This window comes from Hymenobacter telluris (genome assembly GCF_017313265.1).
GTDB classification, from domain to species: domain Bacteria; phylum Bacteroidota; class Bacteroidia; order Cytophagales; family Hymenobacteraceae; genus Hymenobacter; species Hymenobacter telluris.
In genome coordinates this window covers 552,574-577,589 of sequence record NZ_JAFLQZ010000003.1, presented here as the reverse complement: position 1 = coordinate 577,589, position 25,016 = coordinate 552,574, and the positions used below count along the sequence as shown (strand labels likewise).

Genomic DNA, 25,016 nt, shown 5'->3' with positions numbered 1-25,016 from the left:
CCTTTACTTTCTGCTCATGAAAAAGCGTGTACTCCTGTTTTCGTTGATGATTCACTTGCTGGTCTTTAGCTCGGTGCAGGCGCAGTTCAGCACGCCTGGTACCAGCCAGCGCTATACGCTAACACAGCTGGCGGCTCTGTCTAACGGTTACATGACGCAAACTGGCGGCGTGTGGTTCATCAACGACACCATCCGGCTGGCTACCACCGATACGCTCCGCATAACCACCAACGAAACCATCAGGGTGGCCGACCGGGCCCTGCTCAGCATTGATGGCGTACTGCGCGTCACGCCACCCGATTCGGTGGTGTTTACGGCGCAGAATGCAACGCAGCCCTGGCTAGGAATGCAGCTAAGCGCTACCAGCGGCGGTTCGGTGCTGCGCCGCACCGTCGTCGAGCGGAGCGGTGGCGTACGAGTGGTGGATGCCACGGTAGAACTGACCGATTGTGCGTTCCGGAATAACCTTTCGACGGTAGGTGGGCGCCTGACCAACAGCGCGGCGCTGGCTTTATCAGGAAACCGGGCAGTAGTGCAGCGCTGCCGTTTTGTGCGCAATGCCCGTGCTGGTATCAACTCGCCCTCCAACCGCCCGACTTCACCGGTTATTGAAGACTGCATTTTCTGGCACAACGACACCGAAAATGGTAACTATCCGCAAATCAACTTAGGCACTGGCAACCCCACTTTCCCTATCCGGGTTGAGCGGTGTTTAGTGGTTGGTAATCCCGCTTATAATATGGCCGGCGGTATTGGGGTGTCGAATTTGCTGGGCAGCGGTGGCGTAACGGCGGTAGTCATTCGGCGAAACACAGTGCGCAATAACCGGTATGGTATTGCCGTCATCGGGAGCAGCATCAGCTCTTATGTAACGGGCAACCTAGTAGAAAACAATAACACCAACCCCAACGCCCAGACTGGCGGTAGCGGCCTCAACTTCCAGGGCAGCCAAACGCAGACGGGGGTGGTGTCGCGCAATGTGCTAACCGGCAACCTGTGGGGCGTAACGCTGGTGCGCTCCGGCACGGCTGGCGGGCCGGCCATTAGCTTCGGTAACGCCCTCAGCACCGACACCACCGACGTAGGGCTGAACCGTTTGACCGGCAATGGCAACGGCGGCCAGATTTATGACTTCTATAACAACGGCCCCGATGCCGTGAAGGCTGAAAACAACGACTGGGGGTCGGCCGTGGCCAGCGTCATCGAAACGCACATCTACCACCAGCCCGATTTAGCTTCGTTGGGGCTAGTTGATTTTCAGCCATTCCGCCAGCCGCTGAATACCCGCGCCCGTACGCCGCTTTTAGCTACGGAAGCCTACCCAAACCCCGCCCACGCTACCGTAACGTTTCGGCTACCTGGTACGGCGCCCGTGCAGGTGCGCCTGCACGATGCTACCGGCCGCCTTGTGCTGAGCCAAGTGCTGAGCCCCCGAAACGGGCAAGTGCAAGTAGGCACTCAGCTGTTGCGAGCAGGCCTGTACAGCTACCATCTCACGCAAGAAACCGCCGTCGGGACCGGTCGGCTGGTAATAGAGTAGGGTGGCGGCCACCGCCAAGGCAACTAAGCACCCCAAGCCTGCTAATCCGGGAGTTGGGTTGTATCTTTGCGGTCCTGTTCACCAGCCGTACTGCCGTGTTGCTCGTTCGAGAGATTTGGTATTTGATGCTCAAGGACTTCCGTCTGGAATGGCGGCAGCGTGCGGCACTCAACGGCATGCTGCTATACGTAGGCAGCACGGTGTTCGTGTGCTTCTTGAGCTTCTCGCTGAAAGGTGGTACGCCTCCCGCACCAGCCTGGAATGCCCTGTTCTGGATTATCCTGTTGTTCTCGGCCGTGAATGCCGTAGCCAAAGGTTTTTTGCAGGAAAGCCGGGGCCGCATGCTCTACTATTACACGCTGGTACCGCCCCAGGCCGTGATTCTGGCCAAAATTGCCTACAACGCGGTGCTACTGCTAGGGCTGGCTATGGTGGGCCTTGGGTTGTACTTAGTGGTGCTCGGTAACCCCGTGCAGGACCCTACACTTTTTGTGGGTAATGTGGCTTTGGGGGCGCTGGGCTTTGCCTCCACGCTCACGCTGGTATCGGGCATTGCGGCCAAGGCCACCAACAGCAACACGCTGATGGTAGTGCTGGGCTTCCCACTGATGATCCCGATGCTGCTGCTCCTTATTAAAGTATCGAAAAACGCGCTGGATGGCCTCGAATTTGAAGCCAGCCAGAGTTCCTTGCTCACCCTGGTGGCCCTGAACCTGATTGTAGGGGCAGTATCGTATTTGCTGTTTCCTTTCTTGTGGCGCAGTTGACAATAAAAGTTAGCAGGGGGGAAGCTGGAAGGCTGGAAAAACATTTCTGATTTCGTAGCACAACCTGCCTTGCATCCTTGTTATCAACCAGCCAGAATCAGGCATAAATTTTTCCGGATTCTAGCTCCTAACTTCTAGCTCCTGGCTCCTTATGAAAAATAATTGGTGGAAAGGCCTGGCGGTGATATTACTGCTGTACACGGCGGCAGCGGGGTTTCTGATGCCGGTGCCGCGGCTGGCTATCCTCAACGAAACCATTCGTAACCTGTATTTCCACGTGCCCATGTGGTTCGGCATGACGTTCATTCTGATTGCCTCGGTGTACTACTCGATTCGCTACCTGCGCAACCCCACGCCCCAGTTGGATATTCTGTCGCACGAGGCCGCCAAAACCGGTATTCTGATGGGCATTGTGGGGCTGGCAACGGGCAGCATCTGGGCCAAATACACTTGGGGCGCCTGGTGGACCAATGACCCAAAGCTGAACGGCGCGGCCATTGCCATGCTCATCTATGGCGCTTATCTGGTGTTGCGCTCCTCGTTTACCGACGAGCAGCAGCGGGCCCGCATTTCGGCCATCTACAACATCTTCGCCTTCGCCACGGCCATGCCGCTGTTCTACATTCTGCCCCGCCTCACCGATTCCTTGCATCCTGGGGCAGGCGGCAACCCGGCTTTCGCCAAATACGACCTCGACGACAACATGCGGCTGGTATTCTACCCGGCCGTTATCGGCTGGACTTTGCTGGCGTTCTGGCTGGCACAGGTGGCTAGCCGCATTGCTACTCTTAAACTGAAAGTGTATGAAAAACAGCTTGTTTGATTCGGGTCTTGGGCGCTTCGGAGCTTGGGGTCTTGGCTTGAAGCAATGCTCGGGCCGCCTGGTACTACTGCTGGTAGCGTTGTTGCTGCCTGCGTTGCAAGCCGCTGCCCAAACCGCCACCGATACACCCGAAATGGCTGATGCTCTGCGCGGCAATGGCAAGATTTACGTGGTAGTAGCCGTAGTAACGGTCGTGCTGGCCGGCCTGCTGGCGTTTCTCGTGTCGCTGGACCGGAAAGTGGGCCGCCTGGAGCGGGAGCTGAACGAGTAGCTGAGTAGCAGAGCAACCAAGTAATCGTTCTAACGGTGCGGTTATGCAGCCAGAATAATTACTCTGCTACTCAGTTACTCGTTCCGGGACCCTTCTGTAGATTTCCTTTGTTACAACGTACCCTTAGCTCGGGCTTGAGCTGTTCTGTTCTACGCAAGACATGAAAAAAGCACACATTCTGGCTATTGCCGTCATTGCCATAGCCATTGGTATCATCATGAGTGCCGCCGGAGATGCCAGCGTCTACGTGTCGTTCAATGAGGCCAAGGAGCGGGCCACCGAAGGCAACCTAACCAAGGTGCACGTAGTAGGCCGGCTCCCGCGTGACGGCCAAAAGAACATTCTGGGCCTGGAATACAACCCAGTGCTCGATCCTAACTACTTCGCTTTTACGCTGGTAGATACCAACCGGGTTGCGCAGCGTTGCGTGTACTTCAATCCTAAGCCTCAGGATTTCGATAAGTCGGAGCAGGTGGTGATTACGGGTGCCATGCGCAACAACGTATTCGTGGCCGACAAAATCCTGCTGAAATGCCCATCTAAGTACGTGGAGAAGGATTTGAAAGGAGCCACCGCTGGGGTCAATTAAAAATGAAGAATTAAAAATTAAAAGATGAGTGGACGGCGCGAGTTTCTAGGCCCCTGTCGCAAAGCGGATATTCGCTTTCGACTGCTCGTAGCTGCATTATTTTTAATTTTTAATTCTTCATTTTTAATTGGCGAAGCTGCTGCCCAAGTACCGAATGACGACATCGAGCACCGCCGGACATTGCAGCTCAACCAAGCCGTTCAGTCTTCTACCACCGACTGCACCGTGCAGTGGACCGCCGTCGATGAGAAGCTCACCGGCAAGTGCATCGAGTATCACAACGACCAGTGGTTTGAGTTTACGCCCCGCACTGCGGGCCGCTACTACGTGAATATTGCGGGGCAGCAGTGCCGCGACACGCGCGGCGTGCAATTGGTAGTACTCACCGGCACGCCCGGCCAACCTGCTACGTATCAGGTTCTTTCCTGTACTTCGCTCGGCAGTCAGGATGATGTATTCGTGACCCTGGAGGGGTTGAAAGCCGGGCAGCCGTATCTGTTGGATGTGGATGGCTACCTCAAAGACTTTTGTGGTTTCAGCATAGCCGTAAGCTCTACGCCGCGGGGCGTGCCAGCTATGGCCCTGCCTCCCTTGGCTACCGTAACGCCAAGCGAGAAAAAACTCTTCACGTTGCGCTGGACGCTGGCCGACTCCCTGGGAAGTGTTGCCCGGTTTCAAGTGTTGCGGCGTGAGGCGGCGGCCTTTCGGGCCGCTCCACTGGCTATCCTTTCAGTTGAGCGCACAACGCTTGGCAATGCCAACACCGAGTACTCCTGGACTGACACGCTGGCCATTCCCGGCCGCTACCTCTACCAAGTGGTAGCCGAAACCACTGATACTACCGCTCCTGTACTGGTGCAGCAACAGTGGTACGCTTTCAGCCAGATCATGCCGAACGAGAACTACTTTTCTGGAGCGGCAGCCGCCGCCGCCAAACAAGCCACCAAAGCGCAACAGAGCTGGGAACGGCGCAGTCACCGGGCCCGCATGAAGCACCTCGCAAACTTGCGCCGACACTAATCTTTAAACACGTTCGGGCCGGCTGGTTACTAACGCAGCAAGTCAGCCTTTCTCTACTAGTACCTTTGCTATGCTCAACACTTTCATTGGCGACACTGGGCACCTGAGTGTCATCGTGGCTTTCGTGGCAGCCACGGTGGCTGCGTATTCCTACTACATGGCGGCGCGCAACCAGCCGCTGGGGCAGTCGGATGCCAGCTGGCTACGCATTGGCCGGAGCGCATTTATCGTGCACGGCGTGGCGGTAGTGGCCGTAATTGCCTGCCTGTTCGGCATCATCCACGGGCACCGCTACGAGTACTACTATGCCTGGAGCCACTCCAGCAACCACCTGCCGGTGTACTACATGATTTCCTGTTTCTGGGAAGGGCAGGAGGGCAGCTTCCTGCTCTGGATATTCTGGCACGTGGTGCTGGGCTTCATCATCATGCGCTGGAATAAGCTCTGGGAAGCCCCCGTTATGGCCGTGTTTGCGGGCGTGCAGCTATTCCTCACCTCCATGATTCTGGGCGTGGTGCTGGGCGGTGTGAAAGTGGGCTCGTCGCCGTTCATTTTGCTGCGCGACTTCCTGGATATCCCGGTGTTCAAAATGAACCCCGATTTCGTGCCTAAAGACGGAACCGGCCTCAATGCCCTGCTCCAGAACTACTGGATGGTAATTCACCCACCCACGTTGTTTCTGGGCTTTGCCCTCACGCTGGTACCGTTTGCGTTTGCCGTGGCGGCCCTCTGGAAAGGCGAGTTTACTAAGTGGGTGAAGCCGGCCTTACGCTGGTCGTTGGTGGGGGGCTTGGTGCTGGGTGTAGGCGTGATGATGGGCGCCTACTGGGCCTACGAAACGCTGAACTTCGGCGGCTACTGGAACTGGGACCCGGTGGAAAACGCTGTGTACATTCCGTGGCTGGTGCTGGTGGCCGGTATTCACACGCTGGTGCTCTGGAAACAGCGCCGCACAGCCCTGCGCACCTCATTCGTGCTGGTAGTAGCCACCTTCCTGCTGATTCTGTACGCTACCTTCCTAACCCGGAGCGGTGTGCTGGGCAACGCCTCCGTACACTCCTTCACCGACTTAGGTTTGTCGGGGCAGCTTATGATTTATCTGGGCGCGTTTGTGGTGCTGGCCATTGCCTTGCTGGTGAAGCGCTGGAAGCACATTCCGGTTTCCGAGAAAGAGCTGACCACGTACAACCCTGAGCTATGGGTATTTGTGGGGGCTACGGTACTGTGCCTGGGCGCGTTCCAGGTACTGGTAACCACCAGCATTCCGGTGTACAACGCTTTCCTGGGCTTTATTGGCATCAAATCCAACCTGGCCCTGCCCGCCGACCAGATTGCCCACTACACCAAAATCCAGCTGTGGATGGGGGTGGGCGTGGCCTTGCTTTCCGGCTTAGCCCAACTGATGTGGTGGCAGCGCAACGACAAGAAAACGTTGGTTGAGTCGCTTACTAATCCGGGGGCCTTGGCCTTATTGGGGGCGGCCTTGGTTATCCTGTTGCTGCGCCGCAACAACCTGGAAATTTCGGCCACTTACATTGTGCTCCTCACGGCCGGCCTGTTTGGTTTGCTGGCCAACCTGGGCGTGGTGCTGAAGATGCTGCTGCGCCGGGTACAGCTGTCGGGTGGGGGCGTGGCGCACTTGGGTATTGCGCTGATGCTGCTCGGGATTCTAGGTTCGGCGGGCTATTCCAACATCGTGTCCAAGAACATGTCGGGCATGGTGTATTCCAAGGAGTTCGGTGAGGAAATGAACCGTGACAACGTATTGCTGTGGCGCAACGACACCGCCCCAATGGGCGAGTACGACGTGACGTACACCGGCCAGTATTTCGATGTGCCTGGCGTGCCCGACTACGTGAACAAAGACCTGCTGTTCCGTCTCGAAGACGAGTACAAGGCGCTGGCCCGCGGTACCATCAAGCAGGGTGAGAAAGTGTACTACAAGCCCGGCGACACGGTGAATATTTTGCCCGAAAACACCTACTACCGCGTCGAGTACAAAAACCGGAAGAGCGGCGAGGCCTTCACCCTGTACCCACGGGCTCAGGAAAACGAGGAAATGGGTGGCCTGCTGGCTTCCCCCGACATCAAGCGCTTTGCCTCCCACGACATCTACTCCCACGTAAATGCCGTGCCGCCAATGAAGGAAAAAGACTGGAGCGAGCTGAAGGAGTATCAGCTGGCTGTCGGTGATACCATTTTCCTCAACGACTACTTTGCCGTGTTCCGCGCCATCGAGCCTGCCCAGCAAACTGCCGGCCTCGGCCTCAACAAAGGCGACCTAGCTATTCAGGCCGACGTGGTGGTGTTTGGCGAGAAGCAGCGGCAGTATCATGCCCACCCCGTGTTTGTGGTGCGCAACCGCCTCATCGGCCGCGTGCCTGATGAAATTGAAGACCTGGGCTTGCGCCTGAGCTTGAACGCCGTTGACCCCACCAAAGGCAAGTTCACCTTCGGCGTCAGCACCACCCAGAAGGACTATATCATCCTCAAAGCCATTGAGAAGCCTTTCATCAACCTGCTCTGGAGCGGTACCCTGCTGATGGCCGTGGGCTTCGGACTGGCCCTGCGCGAGCGGAAAACCAAGAAGCAGCCAGTTGCTGCGTCCCCGTCACAACGCACAGTAGCTCGGCCTGCTACCAAGCCTCGGCCCGCGCAACGGGTTGCCTAATCAGCAGCAGAAAAGCAGAATACAAAAAAAGGGCAGCCATGTGGCTGCCCTTTTTGCTGATGGTCGTGGTTGGCGCCTGAACTTACTTGGTGAGCACCAGCTGGCGGGAGGTGAACTCGCTGCCGGTCTGCACCTTCAGCGTATAGATGCCGCCGGCCAGGCCCGAGAGGTTCACTTCGTTGGTGAAGTTGTCTTGCAGCTTAGCCGAGTAGACGGTCTGGCCCAGCAGGTTGATGACCTGCACGTGCAGGTTGCCTTTGGCGTTGGCCCCGCGCACATCGAGCTTGACCACCCCGGTGGAGGGGTTGGGGTACATCGACACGGCCCGGTTCAAGGCTGCCGACGTGCCCTGTACTATTGCGTTCTGGGCTTCCAGCATGAAAATGCCCAGATTGCTGCTAGCAGCATCTACTAGTGTGCCGCCTAGCGCAGTGAATGGCACAGCGGTGTAGAAGGTGCCCGTGCGCGTAGGCGACTCCGCTATGGTACCCATCGGGAAATAGCCGTTACCGGTTGGATCGGTAGTCTGCACCAAGCCTACGTAGAAGTTGCCAGCTGCTACAGCTACTGGCGTGCTGAACGTAAACGACTTCAACTGATTGATGTCGGCTGCTTGAATCACGTAGTCGGCCGAGCGGGCTACCAGTCCGCCGGTGGCGTTTACCATCACGGCGTACACGGTACGTCCTGTTGCATCCAAATCAGCCAATACGGCACCTACCCCACCAATAGTACGGGCATTTGGTGTCGTAAATTTCGCTATAAAAGCACCTGTGATAGTCGGCTGGAAGCCTACGCTGCTGGTTGGCGTAGCCGTGTTGGCGTAGCTAAACGTGCTAGGTGTTACTGCCTGCGTGTAGGTCTGGGTGTTGTTAGACGCAACAGCGTCGGCTGGAATAGTGACCGTTAGGGTGTTGTTGCCAACTGCTGTTGGCGTAAATGCCGGGAACGATACCGTGGCCGAAGCACCTACGGCCAGCGAAGGCACCACCTGAGCGGTAGCGTAGGTATTAGCGCCTGTCACGTTCAAGGCTACTGCCACGTTAGTGAGGGCTGTCGAGCCCGAGTTGCGCACAACTGCCTGTACCGCTTGAGCCGTGTTAACCGGCGACTTACCCAACGAATAGATGATCTGTACGGCGGCGTCATTGGCAGGTAGCGCGGCAGTTACGGCTTCCAGCATGTAGCGGGCGTTGTTGGCCGTGTTGTCGGCAGGAGTGCCGGGGGTGGAAACGCTAAACTGATAGAAAGCCTCTTCGCGCGCCGGGTTTTCGGCCTGATAGGCCATCGGGAAAGCCTGGGTGCTGTTGGCTGGTACTACCTGCGCCAAGCCAACCAAGAAGTCACCGGCTGGCAACGACACGTTCGAGCTAAGCGTGAACGACTTGAGCGTGTTCAAGTCAGCGGCAGTAAGCACGTAGTCGGGCGAGCGGCCAAGGATAGCGCCCGTGTTGAAATCGGCCATTACGCCAAATACGGTTTTGCCTACCAGGTTAGCATCGCTACCAATAAAAGCATTAACACCGGTGCCAAGTCGAGCCGTGTTCAGCGTGAACTTCGCGCCGAAAGCGGCCGTGAAAGCCGTGGCGGTAGGCGTGAAGCCGTAGCTGCTGGCAGCCGGAACGCCCGGATAGATGTACGACGACGTGGTGGGGTCAGTGGTCATCACCAGCGTCTGGGTGTTGTTTCCGTTGTTACCGTCGGTTGGCACGGTTACAGTGAGGGTGTTGCTACCCGCATTCGGAAGCGCTACGCCGGGAAAACTAACTACGCTGGTGGCACCAGGTGCCAAAGAAGCAATAGTTTGAGCAGGAGCAGTTACTGTGTTGGCACCGGTTACAGCCAACGTTACGCTTACGTTGCTGATAGCGGCCGTACCAGCGTTGCGTACCAACGCCTGCAGTGTAGTAGGCTGGCCGGCTGGTACTACTAGCTTGCCATAAGCATAAATCAGCTGCACGGCGGCGTCATTGGCGACAGGCAGCGTGAAGCTGTAGGTGCGGCCTGCATCAGGCAGCGCCGTGGTGCGGATATTGTGCGCGTTGCCGGTGTAGTTGCCACTGATAAAGGTAGTGCCCGACCAGGGCGTAGCCGAAGCCTTAACGCCTAGCACCGATTGTGCCGCGTTGGTGCCCTTAATGCCAACAGTTACAAATTTGGCTGCGTCGCCGGCTGCTGGGCCTGCCGTACCGGGGCCGTACACAAACTCAATCTGGTTGCTGGTTTCATACAGCTTCACCTGGAAAGAAATGTTGGCAAACTGTACTCCGAACGTGCCGCGGGTTTTGTCGCTCACGTTTTTCCACTGAATAGTGGTTACGCGGTTAGGCGCCGTACCAGTGGTAGCCACCCGGTACTCGGTGCCCCCTGCCGTGCCGGCAAACAAATCTTGGTTGAAAGGCAGAAGCAGGTTGGCGTCGGCGCTAGTAATTGGGCCATTCAGCAGCGACTGTGGACCATCCGTGAAGGCAGGGCCTGTTGGTGCAGTGGTACCTAGCTTAAGAAAGCCGTTGGTATTGAGCACAAAATCGGTAAACGCAGTACCGTTGTAAGTGAACGTGAAGCCAATGGGCGTGGCCGCCGAGTTGGCATCATCGGTGTTGGCGGTGGCAATAGCCGTACCCGTGGTGCCCAGGTCGGAGTAGGTGCCCGCCGCATTAGTAACGTTGGGTGCCAAGTAGAACTGCGCCTGCGCCGCAGTGGTACCAGCAGCCAGCAAGCCGGCCAGCGCCATTTTGTGCCAGAAACGAGTGGATGGAGCCACTAGCATGTATTTGTTTCTCATAAGGAAAAGTGAAAAAGTGAAAAAAATAAAAGGCAAGTAGATTCTTGAAAATGAGTGATTCACTCACGCCACAATTTGCTGAATATTCAGGATAATACACAACTAAGATGGGTTTTAGCCAAGTGTATAGTGCTATTTGGGTACACAGGTACAAAAAAAGGGCAGCCATGTGGCTGCCCTTTTTGCTGGTGGTCGTGGTCGGCGCGTGGGCCTACTTGGTGAGCACCAACTGGCGGGAGGTGAACTCGCTGCCGGTCTGCACCTTCAGCGTGTAGATGCCGCCGGCCAGGCCTGAGAGGTTCACCTCGTTGGTGAAGTTGTCTTGCAGGCTGCTGGTGTACACCACCTGGCCCAGCAGGTTGATGACCTGCACATGGAGCTGGCCTTTGGCATTGGCGCCGCGCACATCGAGCTTGACCACACCCGTAGAGGGGTTGGGGTACATCGATATGGCCCGGTTCAAGGCCGCCGACGTGCCCTGTACCAAGTTGACTACGGCTTCAATAACAGGCAAGCCAATGTTAGCGTTGGCAGGTGCGGTTGTAACGTCAGTAGGAGCACCACCGGCTAATGGAACAGCATATACAACGCCGGTACGAGTAGGGGCCTCTTCCTGCGAAGCAATGGGGAAATAGCCCGTAGTGGCATTTGCTGTTTGGGCAAGGCCAGCATAGAAGTCGCCTGTGGCAAGAACTGCTGGTGTAGTCAGCGTGAACGATTTGATAGTACCAAGGTCAGCTGCTGCTATTGTATAATTGGCAGAGCGCCCAACAATAGCTCCGTTGGCATCAAGTATTACTCCATAAACCGTATTGCCTACGCTGGTAGTGCCACCGCCAATACGTGCAGCAACCGACGTAGCGGTGCGAGCAGCAGGTGTATTGAATTTGACGGCTATAATACCGGCGCCTGTGCCGAAGCCAATGCTATTGGTACTAGTGGTTTGCGCGGGATTATATTGAGCAAAAGTGGTATTCTGAATCTGCTGCGAATACGTTTGAGTATCATTAGTGGTACCACCGTCAGCTGGTACAGATACCGTGATAGTATTAGTACCAACAGCAGTTGGAGTAAAAGCAGGGAAAGTCACTACAGTGGAAGCACCAACAGCTAAGCTAGGCACTGTTACCGCATTGGTGAAAGTGTTTGCTCCTGCTACGTTCAAAACCACTGCCAAATTGGTGAGAGCACTCGAACCCAAATTGCGAACCACTGCCCGTATAATCTGTGGCGTGCCAGGCTGCGTTTTTCCTAAAGCATATATGTACTGCACGGCAGCGTCAGTAGCCGGTACTACCCGGAAACGGTACGTGCGGCCAGCATCCGGCAATACGGAATTCTGCGCAAGAATCCCAGATATATAGGCTTGTCCGCCGGAGGTGAACGTGTTAGTGAATGCTGTAGTGCTCCACGCTTGGGTAGGAGCTTTAAATAACAGGCTTAATTCAGCTAGATCCGCTTGCGTGATAGTAGTTCCACTGCTGAGCGCATTAGCCTTGAGGCCAGAAAGAAACTGCTGATAATCAGGGGTAGACGTAGTAGCAGTCCATGCGCCATATACGAATTCAATGGTATTTGTGCCCTCGTACAGTTTAATCTGAAACTGCATGGTAGCAAACTGTGGTGGCACTGATCCACCCGTATAAGCCGTAGCTTTGTCGCGTAAGTTTTTGAACTGGATAGTACAAACTCGGCTGCCTGTCGTACCAGTTGTTACTACGCGAAATTCAGTGGGATTAGCAGTCTGGTCCGCCGCGCCTTGTAGGTCCACGCCCGAAGCCGGAGCTATAATATTAGCATCGGTGGAGTTTAGCAATGCACTAACATCACTGGCAGAGGTTGGCGCTACCGCCCCTAACTTGATAAAGCCGTTGGTGTTGAGGACGAATTGTGTGAACGAAACTCCATTATAGGAAAAGGTGAAACCAATGTTCTGCGCAGCCGAATTAGCATCATCAAAATTAGCAGTGCTGATAGCAGTACCAGTGGTGCCTAGGTCGGTGTACGTTCCTGCTACGTTCTGGCCTTGGCTGGCGGTGTAGTTGTTTGCTGTTGTACGATTAGCAGTGTTCGGCTGCGTGCTCTGAGACAAATCAACATTAGAATTGACTAGACGCGTGGCGCGCAATAGGTCTTGTCCTTGAGCAGTAGCAGCGCCAGCCGTAAACAACGCTGCCAGCGCTAGTTTCTGCCAAGATGCAGTGTATAAGTTCTTCATGAATGTAGAAGTGTTGAAAATGGGAGGGTGGTAAAGTGAGAAAACAGTTAATATGCAATTAAAACGATATTGCAGCGCCATCTTTGCGCCACCAAGTTGCTTAATTTTCCTGTGAACTTACCAAGATGAACCCGTCATTATTGCTTATTCAGGTGCAATCTTGAGTCGCAGCCTTCTTTAATTAGTACCAATGACACCACAACAGGCGCTGCCGTTGCGCATCATATTGCTGGGAGCCGGCCGGGTAGCCAACCAGTTGGGCGCAGCACTCGTGCAAGCTGCACATCAAGTGTCGTACGTTTGGAGCCGTACGCCGGCCTCAGCAGCTGCTCTAGTAGTTCACCTGCCTGGCACGCAGGTTCTTCCCGACCTGAACCTAGCCGCATTGCCACCGGCCGATGTATACTTGGTGGCTGTGCCCGATGCGGCTATACCAGAGGTGCTGGCGCAAGCGCAGTTTCCAGCGGGAGCATTGGTAGCCCATACGTCAGGCACTGTGCCACTCACCGTTTTCAAGGAAGTACCTGGCATTCGGGGTGGGGTCTTCTATCCGCTTCAAACATTTAGCATGGGCCGCAATGTGAACTGGCGTACTGTGCCGCTGTGCATTGAAGCCACCGATGCGGAAGCCGAAGCTACCCTGTTGGCATTGGCCGGTACGCTCAGTGAGCAGGCTCAGCGCGTGGCCACGCCGCAACGGCAGGCCATTCACGTAGCTGCTGTATTTGCCTGCAACTTCACCAATCACCTGCTGGGCATCAGCCACGCGCTGCTCCAGGAGCAACAGTTGCCGCTGACATTGCTGGCGCCACTCCTGCACGAAACCGTGGAAAAAGCCTTGGCCTTTCCGCCGTTCACGGTACAAACGGGCCCCGCTGCCCGCCATGATGCGCCTACGTTGGCTCGCCACCGCACGGCCCTGGCAACGTATCCGAACTGGCTGGAGCTATATAACAAGCTGACAGCCAGTATTCAGTTGCAACAGGCGAAGCCTGGGTTAAACATTGAGGAAGCCTCGGAGCTTTGAATCGGGGGCGGGGGTGCGTACCTTTGTGCCCTTGTTTTGCCTCGCCTGAAGATTCCCTTGTGAAAGCTGTTAACATTACCTTCCAATTCCAGGACGGCCAGCCCGCCCAGACACACGTTGCCGCTGAAGGCGAATCGGTTCTGGACGTCGCCCTCAACAACGGCATTCAACTCCAGCATAACTGCGGTGGCGTTTGCGGCTGTAGCACCTGCCACGTATACGTGCTTCAGGGTGAAGACGAGTTGCCTGAAATCAGTGACAAAGAAGAAGACTTCATCGACCGGGCTGTAAATCCGCGTATTAACTCGCGGTTAGGTTGCCAGTGCGTAGTACAGGCCTCCACCCAAGATTTGGTTATTCTTATTCCGCCGCAGGAATTCCTGGGCCACTAAGTGATGTGTTGATTTCTTGATGTGTAGGTGTGCTGACACAATGCCCGAATAGGCAGCGGCCAGCCGACACGTCAATTACATCAGCATATAAGCACATCAAAAATCAAAAATTCAGAAAACATGGCCCACTTCGAGCCCCCCATGCACTGGAATGACCACGAAGACGTGGCCATGGCCCTCTATGAAAAGTTCGGCGACGACTTTTCGGAAGCTAAAATCTACCGCATCCGCTTCACTGAGCTGCTGGAGTGGGTGCTGAGTTTGCCCAACTTCGAGGGCACCAAGGAAGAGGCCAACGAAGGCCACTTGGAGCAAATTCAGGCCAAGTGGGTGTACGAGTGGCGCGACAATCAGAAATAAGCTGCTGCTTGCTGCTTGCTGACTGTAACCGTAGCAGTTAGTAAGTACCAACCAACGCGCATTAGCAACCAATCAGCACCCGATGCTTCCTGATTTATCGGCTATTAAAGCATTTATTTTTGATGTGGATGGCGTGCTGACCGATGGCACAATGCTGGCCCTGAACTCCGGGGAGCAGGCCCGTACCTTCCACATTCATGATGGTTACGCCATCCGGCATGCGCTCAAGCAAGGCTACCGGGTGGCTATTATATCGGGCCGCGAAGAGGAAGGCGTGCGCAAGCGGCTGGAGTCGTTGGATGTGCGCGACATCTTTCTGGGGGTGGATGACAAGATGAAAATCTTCAACAACTACATCAACACCTACCGCCTCGACCCGCAACACATTGCTTACATGGGCGACGACATGCCCGACATGGAAGTAATGCGCCGCTGTGGCCTAGCCACGTGCCCCTCCGATGCCGCCGCCGATGTGCTAGCCATCAGCCATTACGTCACTACCAAGCCGGGCGGGCGCGGCGCCGTGCGCGAGTTGCTGGAAGCCACCATGAAGGCCCAGAAAACTTGGTAGTTGCGAATGCAATATCCGGGCATCAGTGGCCTGATTTAGAAGCAATAATGCGGTAGGTTGCGCGGAGTTGCGCTTTTCCTAATTACCTCTATCTTTACCCACATCATCTATTCACCATTTTCTTTTTTTACATGAAAACAGGAACCGTAAAATTCTATAATGAGTCGAAGGGCTATGGCTTCATTACAGAAGACGAGACGAAGGAAGATTTCTTCGTGCACGTAACGGGCCTTAACGGGGGCCAGATCCAGCAAAATGACCGGGTGGAATTTGATACGCAGGAAGGTCGTAAGGGCGTAAATGCTGTGAACGTAAAGCGCCTGTAAGGCTTAGCTCTACGCCGCTTTTTGCATTCTGGAAAGCCTCTCCAATACTGGGGAGGCTTTCTTTCTATCTGTAAGGGCACCGTCCCGCGCAGAAAAGCCGGATTTCAACGTTACCTTTTTGTTGCCTGCTGCTTTTGGGCACTGGCAGTACCTATACTCCCTCACTATCTGTGGCCATGTCGTCTGCTTCCTTCTCTTCGACTGCCTCGCCGGCTGGCCCGGCCGGGTCCGACGACGACAGCGCTGGCCACAGCCTGCTGCTACGGCCCATTGCGCAGCTTATTCGGTTGCCCAACTTGCTGATTATGCTGCTGTGCTTGGTGCTGGTGCGTGCCGGCCTGCTGCGGCCTGCTACACCCTTGGCTACCCTGTTTGATCTGCGCTTCGGACTGCTGGTGCTGGCCACTTTGTGCATTGGCGCTGCGGGCTACATCATTAATGATTATTACGATGTCAAGATTGACGCCATCAACCGGCCGGGGCGGCTGGTGGTGGGGCGGGCCGTGCGCCGCCGCCGCGCCATGCTGGCCCACCTGCTGCTTTCGGGGCTGGGGGTGGGCATTGGCGGGCTGCTTTCCCCGTTGTTGGGCGTCGTAACGTTGGGGTCGGCGGTGCTGCTGTGGGGATATTCGGTGCGCTTTAAGCGGGTGGCGCTGGTGGGCAACCTCAGCATTGCTACCCTCACGGCGGCACTGGTGCTCCTGCCCGAATTGCAGCTGCGCACCACCAATAGTAGTGTGTGGGCTTATGCGCTGGCCGCTTTTCTGCTTACCGTGGTGCGCGAAATCGTAAAGGACGTGGAAGACATGCGCGGCGACGCCCAACACGACTGCCGAACCCTGCCAATTGTGTGGGGCGTAGCGCGCACCAAATGGGTGACGGGCTTTTTCCTGGGGTGCTTGCTGTTGCTGGTGCTCGGGGCAATAGGGGAGGCGCTGCTACACGGTCCGGTGCTGTTGGGGGTGTGGCTGTTGGTGCTGGTGCTGGTGCCGCTACTGGCTTTGCTGCGGCTGTTGTGGCGGGCCGACCGACGCCGGCATTTTGCGAAGTTAAGTACTTGGTGCAAAGGGATTATGTTGGCCGGGGTGCTCTCGATGCTACTGGTAGAGGTGATAGGGTAAAACCGTAGACGCGACTGTTGCGTTAGGAGACCAACGACATGTGCTGTGGACTGTAGTTGCTGGTAGCTAGCTGCTGCCTGAACTACCCTCCAACGTGCTGTTATCCTCTTCCTTCTTACTTAAAGCCTATATGCGCTTTCTCTACCTGCCGCTGATTCTGCTGTGCAGCCTGGCCCGAATGGGTGCGGCCCAAGTGGCCCCTACTACTACCGATGGTACCACTGCGCCCGCGCCACCGCCGCTTGGCGTTGTTGATGACACTCCCAAGAAAAAATCGATTTTTGCGCCCAGCGACAAACCCAGCTTCATTCCCGTTCCGATAGCCTTCTATCAGCAGGAAACAGGATTTGCGGCCGGAGTAGCTATCCTGCCGATATGGCGCTTCGGCACCGATACTACGGTGCGCAAGTCCAATGCTCGTTTGCTGGCGTGGTACTCGCAAGAAAAGCAAACCACAGTGCAGCTCACGCACACCATTTTCACGCCCGGTGAAAAGTTTTACTTTTCTGGTGAGTTGAGCTATTATGATTTGGTTTTCAACTATTACGGTATTGGCAACAATACGCGTAAGAGCGACGAGGTGCAAATTCAGTATCCGTTGTTTGTGTTTGATGAAAAAGCATTAGCGAATGTGGCTCCCAACTTATTCGTGGGGCTTCGCTACCGGCTTACCAACCTCGGTGATGTAAAGCTTCAGGATGCCGAAGATTACTCGCCAATCAATCCGCCCGTTGTATACGACCAGCTCGGCGAGGCTGCCAACGTACGCGGATTGGGTGAGCAACGCAATGGAATTATTAGCTCGGGCGTTGGTCCGGCCATTCTCTACGATGGGCGCGACAATGTGCTAGCCACATACCGCGGCAACTTTGTGGACGCGCACATGCTCTTCAATGGCTCGGCTTTGGGCAGTGATTATAAATTTACTCGTTATCAAGTAGATGCCCGACACTTCAATCCTTTGTTCGGCTCCAACAACACCATTTTTGCGGCGCAGTTTATGGGGCAATATCACTCTGGTGATGTTCCGTTTCGTGAGCTAGGCGGTATGGGCGCTACGTTGGGCGGTTCGCTCTACAACAATGCCTACCTGATGCGCGGTATCTACGAAAACCGCTTCCGCGACCGGCAGTTCACTACGGTGCAGGCCGAAATTCGGCAGAAACTGTTCTGGCGTTTCGACGTGGTTGGCTTCCTAGGTGCAGGCCAAGTGGGCTATAAGATTTCTGATTACACCTTCGACGGCACCAAGCTGGCTGGTGGCCTGGGTGCCCGCTTCCGCTTCAACCGCCGCGACCGGCTTAATATTCGCCTCGACTACGGGGTGGGTTCCGGGGGCAACTCGGGTATCATTTTCGCCGTGGGCGAGGCATTCTAGGCAGTTCGTATCAGCAAAAGCGCTGCTGCTTTCTAGAGCATACCTAGGCAATTTTTCGGCCCTTCCGCCCCGTGTGGAAGGGCCACTGTTTTGTCTGCCTGCGGTAAGCTCGACGCTAGACAAGTGCCTAGCTTTTATGTTACTATTTCTTTCCTGATTCGCGTATCAGAATACCCGATGCTACCTCCCGCCGCTAGTTTCGCCACGCCTGCTTTTCCTACTGCATCTATGCCAGCTACTATCTGGCAAGAAACTGCCGCTCCCCATCCGGGCGTGCTCGTAAGCGTTATTATTCCGGCCAAAGACGAAGCCACCAACCTGCCGGCTACACTAGCTGCCCTGGCTGCTCAAACAAACCTGGCCGGCCAGCCCCTCGACCCTGTTACGTACGAAATTTTGGTGCTGGCCAATAACTGCAAAGACCGGACGGCCGCCGTGGTGCGCAAGTTTGCCCAGCAGCATCCGAGCTTGGCGCTGTACGTGGCTGAAGTGAAGTTGCCGCCCGCCGAAGCGCATGTGGGGCAAGCCCGCCGCCTGCTGATGGATGAAGCCTGCCGCCGGCTAGAATCGGTGGCTGGCGCTACCGGTATTATCGCCAGTACCGACGCCGATACCCGGGTGGCACCAACCTGGCTGGCCGCAACCCTCATGGAAATACAAGCCGGTGCCGATGCAGTAGGCGGCCGTATTTTTCCGGAACAAACGAATGCCCAGAAGGGCCCAGTACGCCGGACCCACCTGCACGACGCCGCGTACCGCCTACTGCGGGCCCGCCTCGAAGCGTTGCTCGACCCAGAACCCGCCGACCCGTGTCCGCGGCACCACCAGCATTTCGGGGCTAGCTTGGCGCTTACGGTGGCAGCCTACCAGCAGGTGGGTGGTTTGCCGGTGGTGCCGTTTCTGGAAGATGAGGCGCTTTGGCAGGCCCTGCGCCGCCACGATTTGCGTTTGCGCCACAGCCCGGCAGTGCGAGTCAGCACGTCGGCGCGATATGCGGGCCGTGTGGCGGTGGGCCTATCGTGGCAGTTGCGCGAATGGGCCCGCATGACCCGGCAGCAACGGGAGCCGCTGGTGGAAAGCGGGGTGGCGCTGGCCGCCGAATGGACGGCCCGCCGGAAACTGCGGCAACTATGGGCGCAGGCCCGGCAACAGCCGCGCCAGCAGTGGCCGTTGTGTGTGCGCTTGGCCGCAGTGCTGAGCGTGCCCGCCAGCCCGTTGGCGCGGCAGATTACCAGTGCGCCCACGTTTGGGTTGCTGTGGGAGTGGGTATTGAAGCACCGGGCCGTGTGGCGGCGGGGGCGGGTAACTACCTTATCAGTAGCAGTTAAAGAGCTGCGCCAGTTGATTGCCCAGCAGGAGCAACTGGAAGCTGAAGCGGCCAGCAACGTACCCTTGCCATCTACGCAACCATTAAGTGCGAGCCAGCAAATCCAGGCGGTATTGCGCCGCCCGATGGCCGTGTAGGTGCTTTAGGGGACCATCAGGACCGGTTTTAGCCAGAAAAAAATCGTGCACTTCGTCGCCGGTTAGCGGGTAGTCGTGGACTGGTGGAGTCCAGTGCACAAGCAGCAGATGGCCACCGGGCTGTAAAGCGGCCAGCAAGTGGTTGGTTACCTGCTCTAAATCAGGCATTGCCCAGTAGTAGCCTACTTCCGATAGCACCACCAAGTCGAAGGTTTCAGCCGCCGGAAACTCGTTTGGCAAAGTCATCTGCCGAAACTCCACCTGCGGAAGATGCGCACAGCGTTGGCGGGCACGTTCCAGCGGCGCCTGGGCTACGTCAATGGCCAGCAGATGGCGGCACCGGGTTGCTAGCTGTTCGGTTAGCACGCCCAGGGAGCAGCCCACTTCAAAGGCGCTTTCATACTGCCGTTCGGGGGGCAGTGCGGCCATTGTATCGGCGTATTTACCTTGTTCATACGGGCTGGTTTCGAAGTTCCACGGGTCGTTGTTGGCACGGTACACCTCATCGAAATATTCAGGCCGCAGGGTATGGGGTTGGTTTGGATTCATGGAATGGGTGATGTGTTGATTTGCTGGTGTGCTGATTGGTTGATGTGCCGGTTAGTGAATAATAATCCATCAGCACATCAACCAATCAGCAATTATCAATCAACCTCCAGATAGGCCTCAAACGGCTGGGCAAAGTGAGCCAGCATGTCCGCTGATAGCAGAAAACCTGTTGGGTCGTCGTCGATAATGCCGGGGGCCAATTGGGAGCGGTGCGCGGCAATGGCCCGTTGCTTCTGCGGCAGCACGGCACTGATGTCCAGCCGCCAGCCAGTAGCTTCGCCGGGCTGAGGTAAATCGGCGGGGGCAGCCCGTTCCCAGGCCCAGACCACGTATTCGAGCAGGCGTGGCGGCTGCGGCAGCTTGGCTATAGTTGACCGAACCAGCTCACTGGTGGCGCGGTGGTCGGGGTGCGGGTCGCGCCGCCACGGGCACAGAATGGTTTTGGCGCCTATCTGTTGCAGGAAATTGTACAGATGCTGCACGGCCATCGCACCGGTCGGCGTATCAGGTGTCGGCACGGCTCCGTCGGTGAGGTTGAGGGTTTGCAGTTCATTGGAATCTACGCCTAGTTCGGTTAGAGCCAAACGTAGCTCGGTTGCACGCAGGGCCTGCCGGGCGGCTGCCGGAAACTTTACCGAGTTGGGGTGCGACATGCTTCCGTCGCTGACCAGCACGCACCACACGGGCACGCCAGCCTTCCGTAGCAGCGCCAGCAGGCCGCCGCAGCCTAGGCTTTCATCATCGGGGTGAGGAGCAATAACCACCGTGGGGCCCAAAGTAGCCGCGTAATCAGCGGAACGCAGGGGCAGGCTCTGGAAATCGAAAGTGCGCTCGTTATGCATGCCAGAGGGAGTGAGCGGGAGCGGTACGGTCGAGGACGAAGCGGCCGGCGTCGGCTTGGGCGGCATCGGGGGCGGGCTGGCGGAGGTAATGCGTTAGGTCGCGGTGCAGGCGCTCAAAAGGCTCGGGTTTCAGCAGGCCGCGGGCGCCTACGCACCGCTCGGCCAGTTGCAGCACGCGCAAACAGATTTCCTCGATGGCCGTGCGCATCATGTTGGCATACGCCACGGTAGCTTCCGCATCCGACTCGGCGGTGGGGCGGCTGGCGTGGTCGGCGGCGCCGCGCAGCCAGAGGTTTCCGCTTTCGATGAGCAGGGCCATTTCGCCGAGGCGCTGCCGTTGGTACGGGTCGTCGGTGCGGCCCAAGCCTTGCAGAAAGTGCCGGGTTTCGTCGAATACCGCTTCGGCGCCGCCTAGCTGCACGGCGGCAAACCGGATGGCGCCGCCGCTAAACCACGGCTGACGGTAATAGTCGCCGGGCTGGCCTATCAAATCATCAGGGCCCACTTCCAGGCCCGTAAAATCAACCCGGAAGCTGGCGGTGGCGCGCATACCTAGGGGCCGCCAAAAGCTGGCATCATAAGTAGGTTGCTGCTCATCGGCGGGCAGAATCAGCATTTGCCAACCCCCATCAGGCAGCGCGGCCGTGAGCAGCGGCCGACTCAGAAAATCGGAACCCGAGCCGAAGGTTTTGCTGCCGTGCAGCCGGTAGCGGCCGTTGGGCAGGGGCTCCAGTTTCACGCCGTCGGCCGCTTCGGTGTTCCACACCCCAAACCAATGCCCACTGTGCGCATCGGTGGCGTAGCGCGCCACCTGGGTGGCCGTACCGAAGCGTTGGAGCAGTTGCAGCGCGTTTACGTGCCCTTCATACACGCGCCCTACGGCTAGGTTGCCGTGCCCGATGTGCCGGAGCGTGCGTAGCAGCGACAAGGTGTGGCAGACCTCGGCAAAGTCGGCGCCGCCAAGTGCCACCGGCAGCGGGGCCGTCAGGAGACCCGCTTCCCGGAGCCAGTTGAATTCCTGGGTTGGAAAGCCACCTTCAAAGTCGGAAAGTGGCGCCTGCGCCAGTAAGCGGGGCACTAAGTTGGCAGCAGCAGTTTCGGGTGAAGGAAAAGGAAGGGGCGGCGTATCGACAGCAGAATCGGGGGCTTGCAAGTCCGGAATAGACGATGTGGGCATATAGGGTAGCTAACGGAGTGGAGGTTGAATACAATACTTCAATCCGGGGGTTCGTGTTGTCTGGGGTTGGTATTGGCTGAAATGCAACGAGGGCAGCTAGCACCGGGACTTGCACTTGAAAAGGAACAAACCGCAACAATTCCAGACGGGCAGTTGGCGCAGCGGGCCTGATGGGGCTACCTTCGCGGCGTCGTTCGTTTCTTCATCAAACTTCTGCTTGCTATGTCGCAGCCCATTCGTTCCGCCCTTGTTTCCGTCTATTACAAAGACCGTTTGGAGCCACTGGTGGCACTGCTTAAAGAGCACGGCGTGACGCTGTATTCCACGGGCGGCACGCAGCAGTTCATGGAAGAGCAGGGCGCCGAAGTAACGGCCGTAGAAAACCTGACGGGCTTCCCCGCCATTTTCGGGGGCCGCGTGAAAACCCTGCACCCCAAAGTATTCGGTGGTATCCTGCACCGCCGCCACGAAACCGGCGACTTGGCCGAGGCCGAGCGGCACCAGATTCCACCCATTGACCTGGTTATAGTAGACCTCTATCCGTTCGAGGAAACCGTGGCCTCGGGTGCGCCAGAAGTGGACATCATCGAGAAGATTGACATCGGCGGTATTTCCCTGCTGCGTGCCGCCGCCAAAAACTTCCGCGACGTGCTGGTGGTCAGCAGCCGCGACCAGTACGAAGCCGTAACCGAGCTACTCCGCACCAAAGGCTGCGCCACCGACCTCGAAGACCGCCGGCAATACGCCACCGCCGCCTTCGCCACCACCTCGCACTACGACACGGCCATCCACGGCTATATGGCTGGTGCCGCAACTGGTAATGAGGAAGTAGCCAGCAAGACTTCTTCCGCAACCAGCAACCAGCCCGCCACGCCGTTGCGCTACGGCGAGAACCCGCACCAAGCCGGTACGTTCTACGGCGACTTGGAGGCGCTGTTCGACCAACTGCACGGCAAGCAGCTCAGCTACAATAACTTGGTGGACGTAGATGCCGCCGTGCTGTTGATGCAGGAGTTTCAAGCCGATGGCCCTGCCGCCTGCGCCATCCTCAAGCACACCAACGCCTGCGGCGTTGCGCAGGCCGATACGGTCCACGCGGCCTACCTCAACGCCTTGGCCTGCGACCCGGTTTCGGCGTTTGGGGGCGTTATCATCGTAAATAAGCCCGTGGATGCCGCTACGGCAGAGGAGCTGAACAAGCTGTTTTTCGAGGTGCTGATTGCGCCGGAGTTCGAGGCCGACGCGCTACCCGTGCTGCAAAGCAAGAAAAACCGCATTCTGCTCCGCCAAAAGCCCGTTGACTTCCCCACCAAACAAGTGAAAACGTTGCTCAACGGCGTTATCGAGCAGGATTTCGACCGAGCCACCGAACACGCCGCCGACTTCCGCACCGTTACCGAATCGGAACCTACTGCCGAGGAAGTGGCCGCGCTGGAATTTGCCCTCAAAGTGTGCAAACACACCAAGAGCAACACCATTGTATTGGCGCGGGCCGGGCAGTTGCTGGCGTCGGGCGTGGGCCAGACCTCCCGCGTGGATGCCCTGCGCCAGGCCATTGAAAAAGCCCATTCCTTCGGCTTCGATTTGAAAGGCTCAGTTATGGCCTCCGACGCCTTCTTCCCCTTCCCCGACTGCGTGGAAATTGCGGGGGAAGCCGGCATCCGGGCGGTGGTGCAGCCCGGCGGCTCCATCAAAGACCAAGATTCTATTGCGGCCGCCAACCGCCTAGGTATGGCCATGGTTTTGACCGGCGTACGTCATTTCAAGCACTAATAAGCCTATAGCCGGCCGGCTGCTTTGAGCGGCCGGCCAGACAAGCAATCCAATAAGCCCTTGACGTTTTCGTTACCGTTAAGGGCTTATTCGTGGAGGAAACAGCACTTGCTGTCAAGAAGGATAATTCGATCTTCGATCTTGACAATGACAGGTCGTGCTTCCCTGAAACTTCCGTACTTTTGTGCCCACTTTTTGTGTGGATGAGTTTCATTCGCACTCATTTTCTTGCCGTTAACTAATGGGTTTCTTCAACTTCCTTACCAGCGACATTGCCATCGACCTGGGTACGGCCAATACGCTCATCATCCACAACGATAAAATCGTGGTGGATGAGCCGAGCATTATCGCAAAAGATCGGACGACCAATAAGGTAATTGCCGTGGGCCGGCAAGCGCAGCAAATGCACGAGAAAACCCACGACAACATTAGAACCATCCGCCCCCTCAAAGACGGCGTAATTGCCGATTTCCACGCCGCCGAGGAAATGATAAAGGGCATGATTAAGATGATTGACACGCGGAACCGGCTGTTTCAGCCCTCGCACCGCATGGTCATCTGCATCCCGTCGGGCATTACGGAAGTGGAAAAGCGCGCCGTGCGCGACTCCGCCGAGCACGCCGGGGCCAAAGAAGTGTGGATGATTCAGGAGCCAATGGCCGCCGCTATTGGTATCGGCATTGATGTCGAGCAGCCGATTGGCTCGATGATTATCGACATTGGAGGAGGTACCACCGAAATTGCGGTTATTGCCCTGTCGGGTATCGTCTGCGACCAGTCCATCAAAACGGCCGGTGACGTGTTCAACCAGGACATTCTCGACTATATGCGCCGCCAGCACAACCTGCTGATTGGCGAGCGTTCCGCGGAGCGCATCAAGATTGAGGTAGGCGCGGCCCTCACCGAGCTGGACATCACGCCGCCCGATTTCGAGGTGCGCGGCCGTGACCTGATGACCGGCATTCCGAAGGTTATCAAGGTAACGTCGTCGGAAATTGCCATTGCGCTTGATAAGTCGGTGGCCAAAATCGAAGAAGCTGTACTGAAGGCCCTGGAAATCAGCCCGCCCGAGTTGTCGGCCGACATCTACGAAAACGGCATCCACCTGACCGGCGGCGGCGCGTTGCTGCGCGGCCTCGACAAGCGCCTGGCCGTGAAAACCAAGCTGCCCATTCACATTGCCGAAGACCCCCTGCGCGCCGTGGTACGCGGCACCGGCAAAGCCATCAAAGACATCCAAGCCTTCCGGGGCGTGCTGTTGACCTAGGGTCAGGCAGTTATGAGTTATGCGTTAAAAGTTATGAGTTGGGGTTTGTCCTTGGCTCCTGACATTTAACGCATAACTCATAACT

Annotated in this window: 22 protein-coding genes; 17 read left to right on the top strand and 5 right to left on the bottom strand. The window is 57.0% G+C overall.

Going from position 1 to position 25,016, the window contains the following annotated elements; translation table 11 throughout:
• Window positions 1-16 precede the first annotated feature (16 nt).
• From J0X19_RS07390 to ccsA, 7 genes are all read left to right on the top strand, one after another.
• Complete coding sequence (locus J0X19_RS07390) at window positions 17-1,540, top strand: T9SS type A sorting domain-containing protein (RefSeq protein WP_206983329.1); 1,524 nt, start codon at window positions 17-19, stop codon at window positions 1,538-1,540.
• A 125-nt stretch (window positions 1,541-1,665) separates the two neighbouring features.
• Window positions 1,666-2,307, top strand: a complete 642-nt coding sequence (locus J0X19_RS07385; RefSeq protein WP_206983440.1) for a heme exporter protein CcmB — start codon at window positions 1,666-1,668, stop codon at window positions 2,305-2,307.
• 151 nt (window positions 2,308-2,458) lie between these two features.
• Entirely contained in the window at window positions 2,459-3,130 is a 672-nt protein-coding gene (locus tag J0X19_RS07380; RefSeq protein WP_206983314.1) for a cytochrome c biogenesis protein, read from the top strand.
• On the top strand, window positions 3,111-3,401 hold the full coding sequence (locus J0X19_RS07375; RefSeq protein ID WP_219167731.1) for a CcmD family protein: 291 nt from the start codon (window positions 3,111-3,113) through the stop codon (window positions 3,399-3,401). Before J0X19_RS07380 ends, J0X19_RS07375 begins: the two co-directional genes overlap by 20 nt.
• 160 nt (window positions 3,402-3,561) lie before the next feature.
• A complete protein-coding gene (locus J0X19_RS07370; protein ID WP_206983305.1) occupies window positions 3,562-3,990 on the top strand; it encodes a cytochrome c maturation protein CcmE domain-containing protein in 429 nt (142 codons plus the stop codon).
• A 180-nt stretch (window positions 3,991-4,170) separates the two neighbouring features.
• Window positions 4,171-5,010 carry a hypothetical protein gene (locus J0X19_RS07365; protein ID WP_206983296.1) on the top strand — a complete coding sequence of 280 codons (840 nt, stop codon included), beginning with the start codon at window positions 4,171-4,173 and terminating at the stop codon, window positions 5,008-5,010.
• Window positions 5,011-5,080: 70 nt separating this feature from the next.
• The gene (gene ccsA / locus J0X19_RS07360) at window positions 5,081-7,681 is read left to right on the top strand and encodes a cytochrome c biogenesis protein CcsA (protein ID WP_206983294.1); all 2,601 of its coding nucleotides are present in this window, start codon (window positions 5,081-5,083) and stop codon (window positions 7,679-7,681) included.
• Between the two features lie 82 nt (window positions 7,682-7,763).
• On the opposite strand, the gene J0X19_RS07355 is transcribed toward ccsA, so the two are convergent.
• Window positions 7,764-10,466 (bottom strand): T9SS type A sorting domain-containing protein, encoded by a 2,703-nt coding sequence (locus J0X19_RS07355; protein WP_206983284.1) that lies wholly within the window; start codon window positions 10,464-10,466, stop codon window positions 7,764-7,766.
• A gap of 211 nt (window positions 10,467-10,677) precedes the next feature.
• The gene (locus J0X19_RS07350) at window positions 10,678-12,075 is read right to left on the bottom strand and encodes a T9SS type A sorting domain-containing protein (protein WP_242582240.1); all 1,398 of its coding nucleotides are present in this window, start codon (window positions 12,073-12,075) and stop codon (window positions 10,678-10,680) included.
• A gap of 799 nt (window positions 12,076-12,874) precedes the next feature.
• Between J0X19_RS07350 and J0X19_RS07345 the strand changes: the two genes are divergently transcribed.
• The 8 genes from J0X19_RS07345 (at window position 12,875) to J0X19_RS07310 (ending at window position 19,323) form a co-directional block, all read left to right on the top strand.
• Window positions 12,875-13,711 carry a Rossmann-like and DUF2520 domain-containing protein gene (locus J0X19_RS07345; protein ID WP_206983259.1) on the top strand — a complete coding sequence of 279 codons (837 nt, stop codon included), beginning with the start codon at window positions 12,875-12,877 and terminating at the stop codon, window positions 13,709-13,711.
• 59 nt (window positions 13,712-13,770) lie between these two features.
• On the top strand, window positions 13,771-14,103 hold the full coding sequence (locus J0X19_RS07340; protein ID WP_206983257.1) for a 2Fe-2S iron-sulfur cluster-binding protein: 333 nt from the start codon (window positions 13,771-13,773) through the stop codon (window positions 14,101-14,103).
• Window positions 14,104-14,223: 120 nt separating this feature from the next.
• Window positions 14,224-14,463: a Fe-S cluster assembly protein IscX gene (iscX, locus tag J0X19_RS07335; protein WP_206983254.1), complete on the top strand. Its 240-nt coding sequence runs from the start codon at window positions 14,224-14,226 to the stop codon at window positions 14,461-14,463.
• A gap of 82 nt (window positions 14,464-14,545) precedes the next feature.
• Window positions 14,546-15,034: a KdsC family phosphatase gene (locus J0X19_RS07330; RefSeq protein ID WP_206983244.1), complete on the top strand. Its 489-nt coding sequence runs from the start codon at window positions 14,546-14,548 to the stop codon at window positions 15,032-15,034.
• A gap of 131 nt (window positions 15,035-15,165) precedes the next feature.
• Window positions 15,166-15,360 (top strand): cold-shock protein, encoded by a 195-nt coding sequence (locus J0X19_RS07325; protein ID WP_206983242.1) that lies wholly within the window; start codon window positions 15,166-15,168, stop codon window positions 15,358-15,360.
• Between the two features lie 176 nt (window positions 15,361-15,536).
• A complete protein-coding gene (locus tag J0X19_RS07320; protein ID WP_206983240.1) occupies window positions 15,537-16,481 on the top strand; it encodes a geranylgeranylglycerol-phosphate geranylgeranyltransferase in 945 nt (314 codons plus the stop codon).
• 130 nt (window positions 16,482-16,611) lie between these two features.
• Window positions 16,612-17,859 (top strand): BamA/TamA family outer membrane protein, encoded by a 1,248-nt coding sequence (locus J0X19_RS07315; protein ID WP_206983238.1) that lies wholly within the window; start codon window positions 16,612-16,614, stop codon window positions 17,857-17,859.
• A gap of 228 nt (window positions 17,860-18,087) precedes the next feature.
• Window positions 18,088-19,323 carry a glycosyltransferase gene (locus tag J0X19_RS07310; RefSeq protein ID WP_206983227.1) on the top strand — a complete coding sequence of 412 codons (1,236 nt, stop codon included), beginning with the start codon at window positions 18,088-18,090 and terminating at the stop codon, window positions 19,321-19,323.
• On the opposite strand, the gene J0X19_RS07305 is transcribed toward J0X19_RS07310, so the two are convergent.
• The 3 genes from J0X19_RS07305 to J0X19_RS07295 form a co-directional block, all read right to left on the bottom strand.
• Window positions 19,270-19,872, bottom strand: coding sequence for a class I SAM-dependent methyltransferase (locus tag J0X19_RS07305; protein WP_206983225.1), 603 nt, complete (start codon window positions 19,870-19,872; stop codon window positions 19,270-19,272). The two genes, J0X19_RS07310 and J0X19_RS07305, sit on opposite strands and share 54 nt — an antisense overlap.
• A 95-nt stretch (window positions 19,873-19,967) precedes the next feature.
• Window positions 19,968-20,714 carry a PIG-L deacetylase family protein gene (locus J0X19_RS07300; protein ID WP_206983223.1) on the bottom strand — a complete coding sequence of 249 codons (747 nt, stop codon included), beginning with the start codon at window positions 20,712-20,714 and terminating at the stop codon, window positions 19,968-19,970.
• A complete protein-coding gene (locus J0X19_RS07295; protein WP_206983214.1) occupies window positions 20,707-21,891 on the bottom strand; it encodes an acyl-CoA dehydrogenase family protein in 1,185 nt (394 codons plus the stop codon). The genes J0X19_RS07300 and J0X19_RS07295 overlap by 8 nt, the downstream gene beginning before the upstream one ends.
• A 222-nt stretch (window positions 21,892-22,113) precedes the next feature.
• Here J0X19_RS07295 and purH point away from each other — a divergent pair, with 222 nt between their 5' ends.
• Both purH and J0X19_RS07285 read left to right on the top strand, forming a co-directional pair.
• Window positions 22,114-23,664 (top strand): bifunctional phosphoribosylaminoimidazolecarboxamide formyltransferase/IMP cyclohydrolase, encoded by a 1,551-nt coding sequence (gene purH, locus J0X19_RS07290; protein WP_206983212.1) that lies wholly within the window; start codon window positions 22,114-22,116, stop codon window positions 23,662-23,664.
• A gap of 241 nt (window positions 23,665-23,905) precedes the next feature.
• A complete protein-coding gene (locus J0X19_RS07285) occupies window positions 23,906-24,931 on the top strand; it encodes a rod shape-determining protein (protein ID WP_206983210.1) in 1,026 nt (341 codons plus the stop codon).
• Window positions 24,932-25,016: the final 85 nt, after the last annotated feature.

What these genes read in the sequence shown, in the direction of transcription:
- J0X19_RS07390 (WP_206983329.1), top strand. Translation starts at nt 17, where the DNA reads ATGAAAAAGCGTGTACTCCTGTTTTCGTTGATGATTCACTTGCTGGTC.
- J0X19_RS07385 (WP_206983440.1), top strand. Translation starts at nt 1,666, where the DNA reads ATGCTCAAGGACTTCCGTCTGGAATGGCGGCAGCGTGCGGCACTCAAC.
- J0X19_RS07380 (WP_206983314.1), top strand. Translation starts at nt 2,459, where the DNA reads ATGAAAAATAATTGGTGGAAAGGCCTGGCGGTGATATTACTGCTGTAC.
- J0X19_RS07375 (WP_219167731.1), top strand. Translation starts at nt 3,111, where the DNA reads ATGAAAAACAGCTTGTTTGATTCGGGTCTTGGGCGCTTCGGAGCTTGG.
- J0X19_RS07370 (WP_206983305.1), top strand. Translation starts at nt 3,562, where the DNA reads ATGAAAAAAGCACACATTCTGGCTATTGCCGTCATTGCCATAGCCATT.
- ccsA (WP_206983294.1), top strand. Translation starts at nt 5,081, where the DNA reads ATGCTCAACACTTTCATTGGCGACACTGGGCACCTGAGTGTCATCGTG.
- J0X19_RS07355 (WP_206983284.1), bottom strand. Translation starts at nt 10,466, where the DNA reads ATGAGAAACAAATACATGCTAGTGGCTCCATCCACTCGTTTCTGGCAC.
- J0X19_RS07350 (WP_242582240.1), bottom strand. Translation starts at nt 12,075, where the DNA reads ATGCAGTTTCAGATTAAACTGTACGAGGGCACAAATACCATTGAATTC.
- J0X19_RS07345 (WP_206983259.1), top strand. Translation starts at nt 12,875, where the DNA reads ATGACACCACAACAGGCGCTGCCGTTGCGCATCATATTGCTGGGAGCC.
- iscX (WP_206983254.1), top strand. Translation starts at nt 14,224, where the DNA reads ATGGCCCACTTCGAGCCCCCCATGCACTGGAATGACCACGAAGACGTG.
- J0X19_RS07330 (WP_206983244.1), top strand. Translation starts at nt 14,546, where the DNA reads ATGCTTCCTGATTTATCGGCTATTAAAGCATTTATTTTTGATGTGGAT.
- J0X19_RS07325 (WP_206983242.1), top strand. Translation starts at nt 15,166, where the DNA reads ATGAAAACAGGAACCGTAAAATTCTATAATGAGTCGAAGGGCTATGGC.
- J0X19_RS07320 (WP_206983240.1), top strand. Translation starts at nt 15,537, where the DNA reads ATGTCGTCTGCTTCCTTCTCTTCGACTGCCTCGCCGGCTGGCCCGGCC.
- J0X19_RS07315 (WP_206983238.1), top strand. Translation starts at nt 16,612, where the DNA reads ATGCGCTTTCTCTACCTGCCGCTGATTCTGCTGTGCAGCCTGGCCCGA.
- J0X19_RS07310 (WP_206983227.1), top strand. Translation starts at nt 18,088, where the DNA reads ATGCCAGCTACTATCTGGCAAGAAACTGCCGCTCCCCATCCGGGCGTG.
- J0X19_RS07305 (WP_206983225.1), bottom strand. Translation starts at nt 19,872, where the DNA reads ATGAATCCAAACCAACCCCATACCCTGCGGCCTGAATATTTCGATGAG.
- J0X19_RS07300 (WP_206983223.1), bottom strand. Translation starts at nt 20,714, where the DNA reads ATGCATAACGAGCGCACTTTCGATTTCCAGAGCCTGCCCCTGCGTTCC.
- J0X19_RS07295 (WP_206983214.1), bottom strand. Translation starts at nt 21,891, where the DNA reads ATGCCCACATCGTCTATTCCGGACTTGCAAGCCCCCGATTCTGCTGTC.
- purH (WP_206983212.1), top strand. Translation starts at nt 22,114, where the DNA reads ATGTCGCAGCCCATTCGTTCCGCCCTTGTTTCCGTCTATTACAAAGAC.
- J0X19_RS07285 (WP_206983210.1), top strand. Translation starts at nt 23,906, where the DNA reads ATGGGTTTCTTCAACTTCCTTACCAGCGACATTGCCATCGACCTGGGT.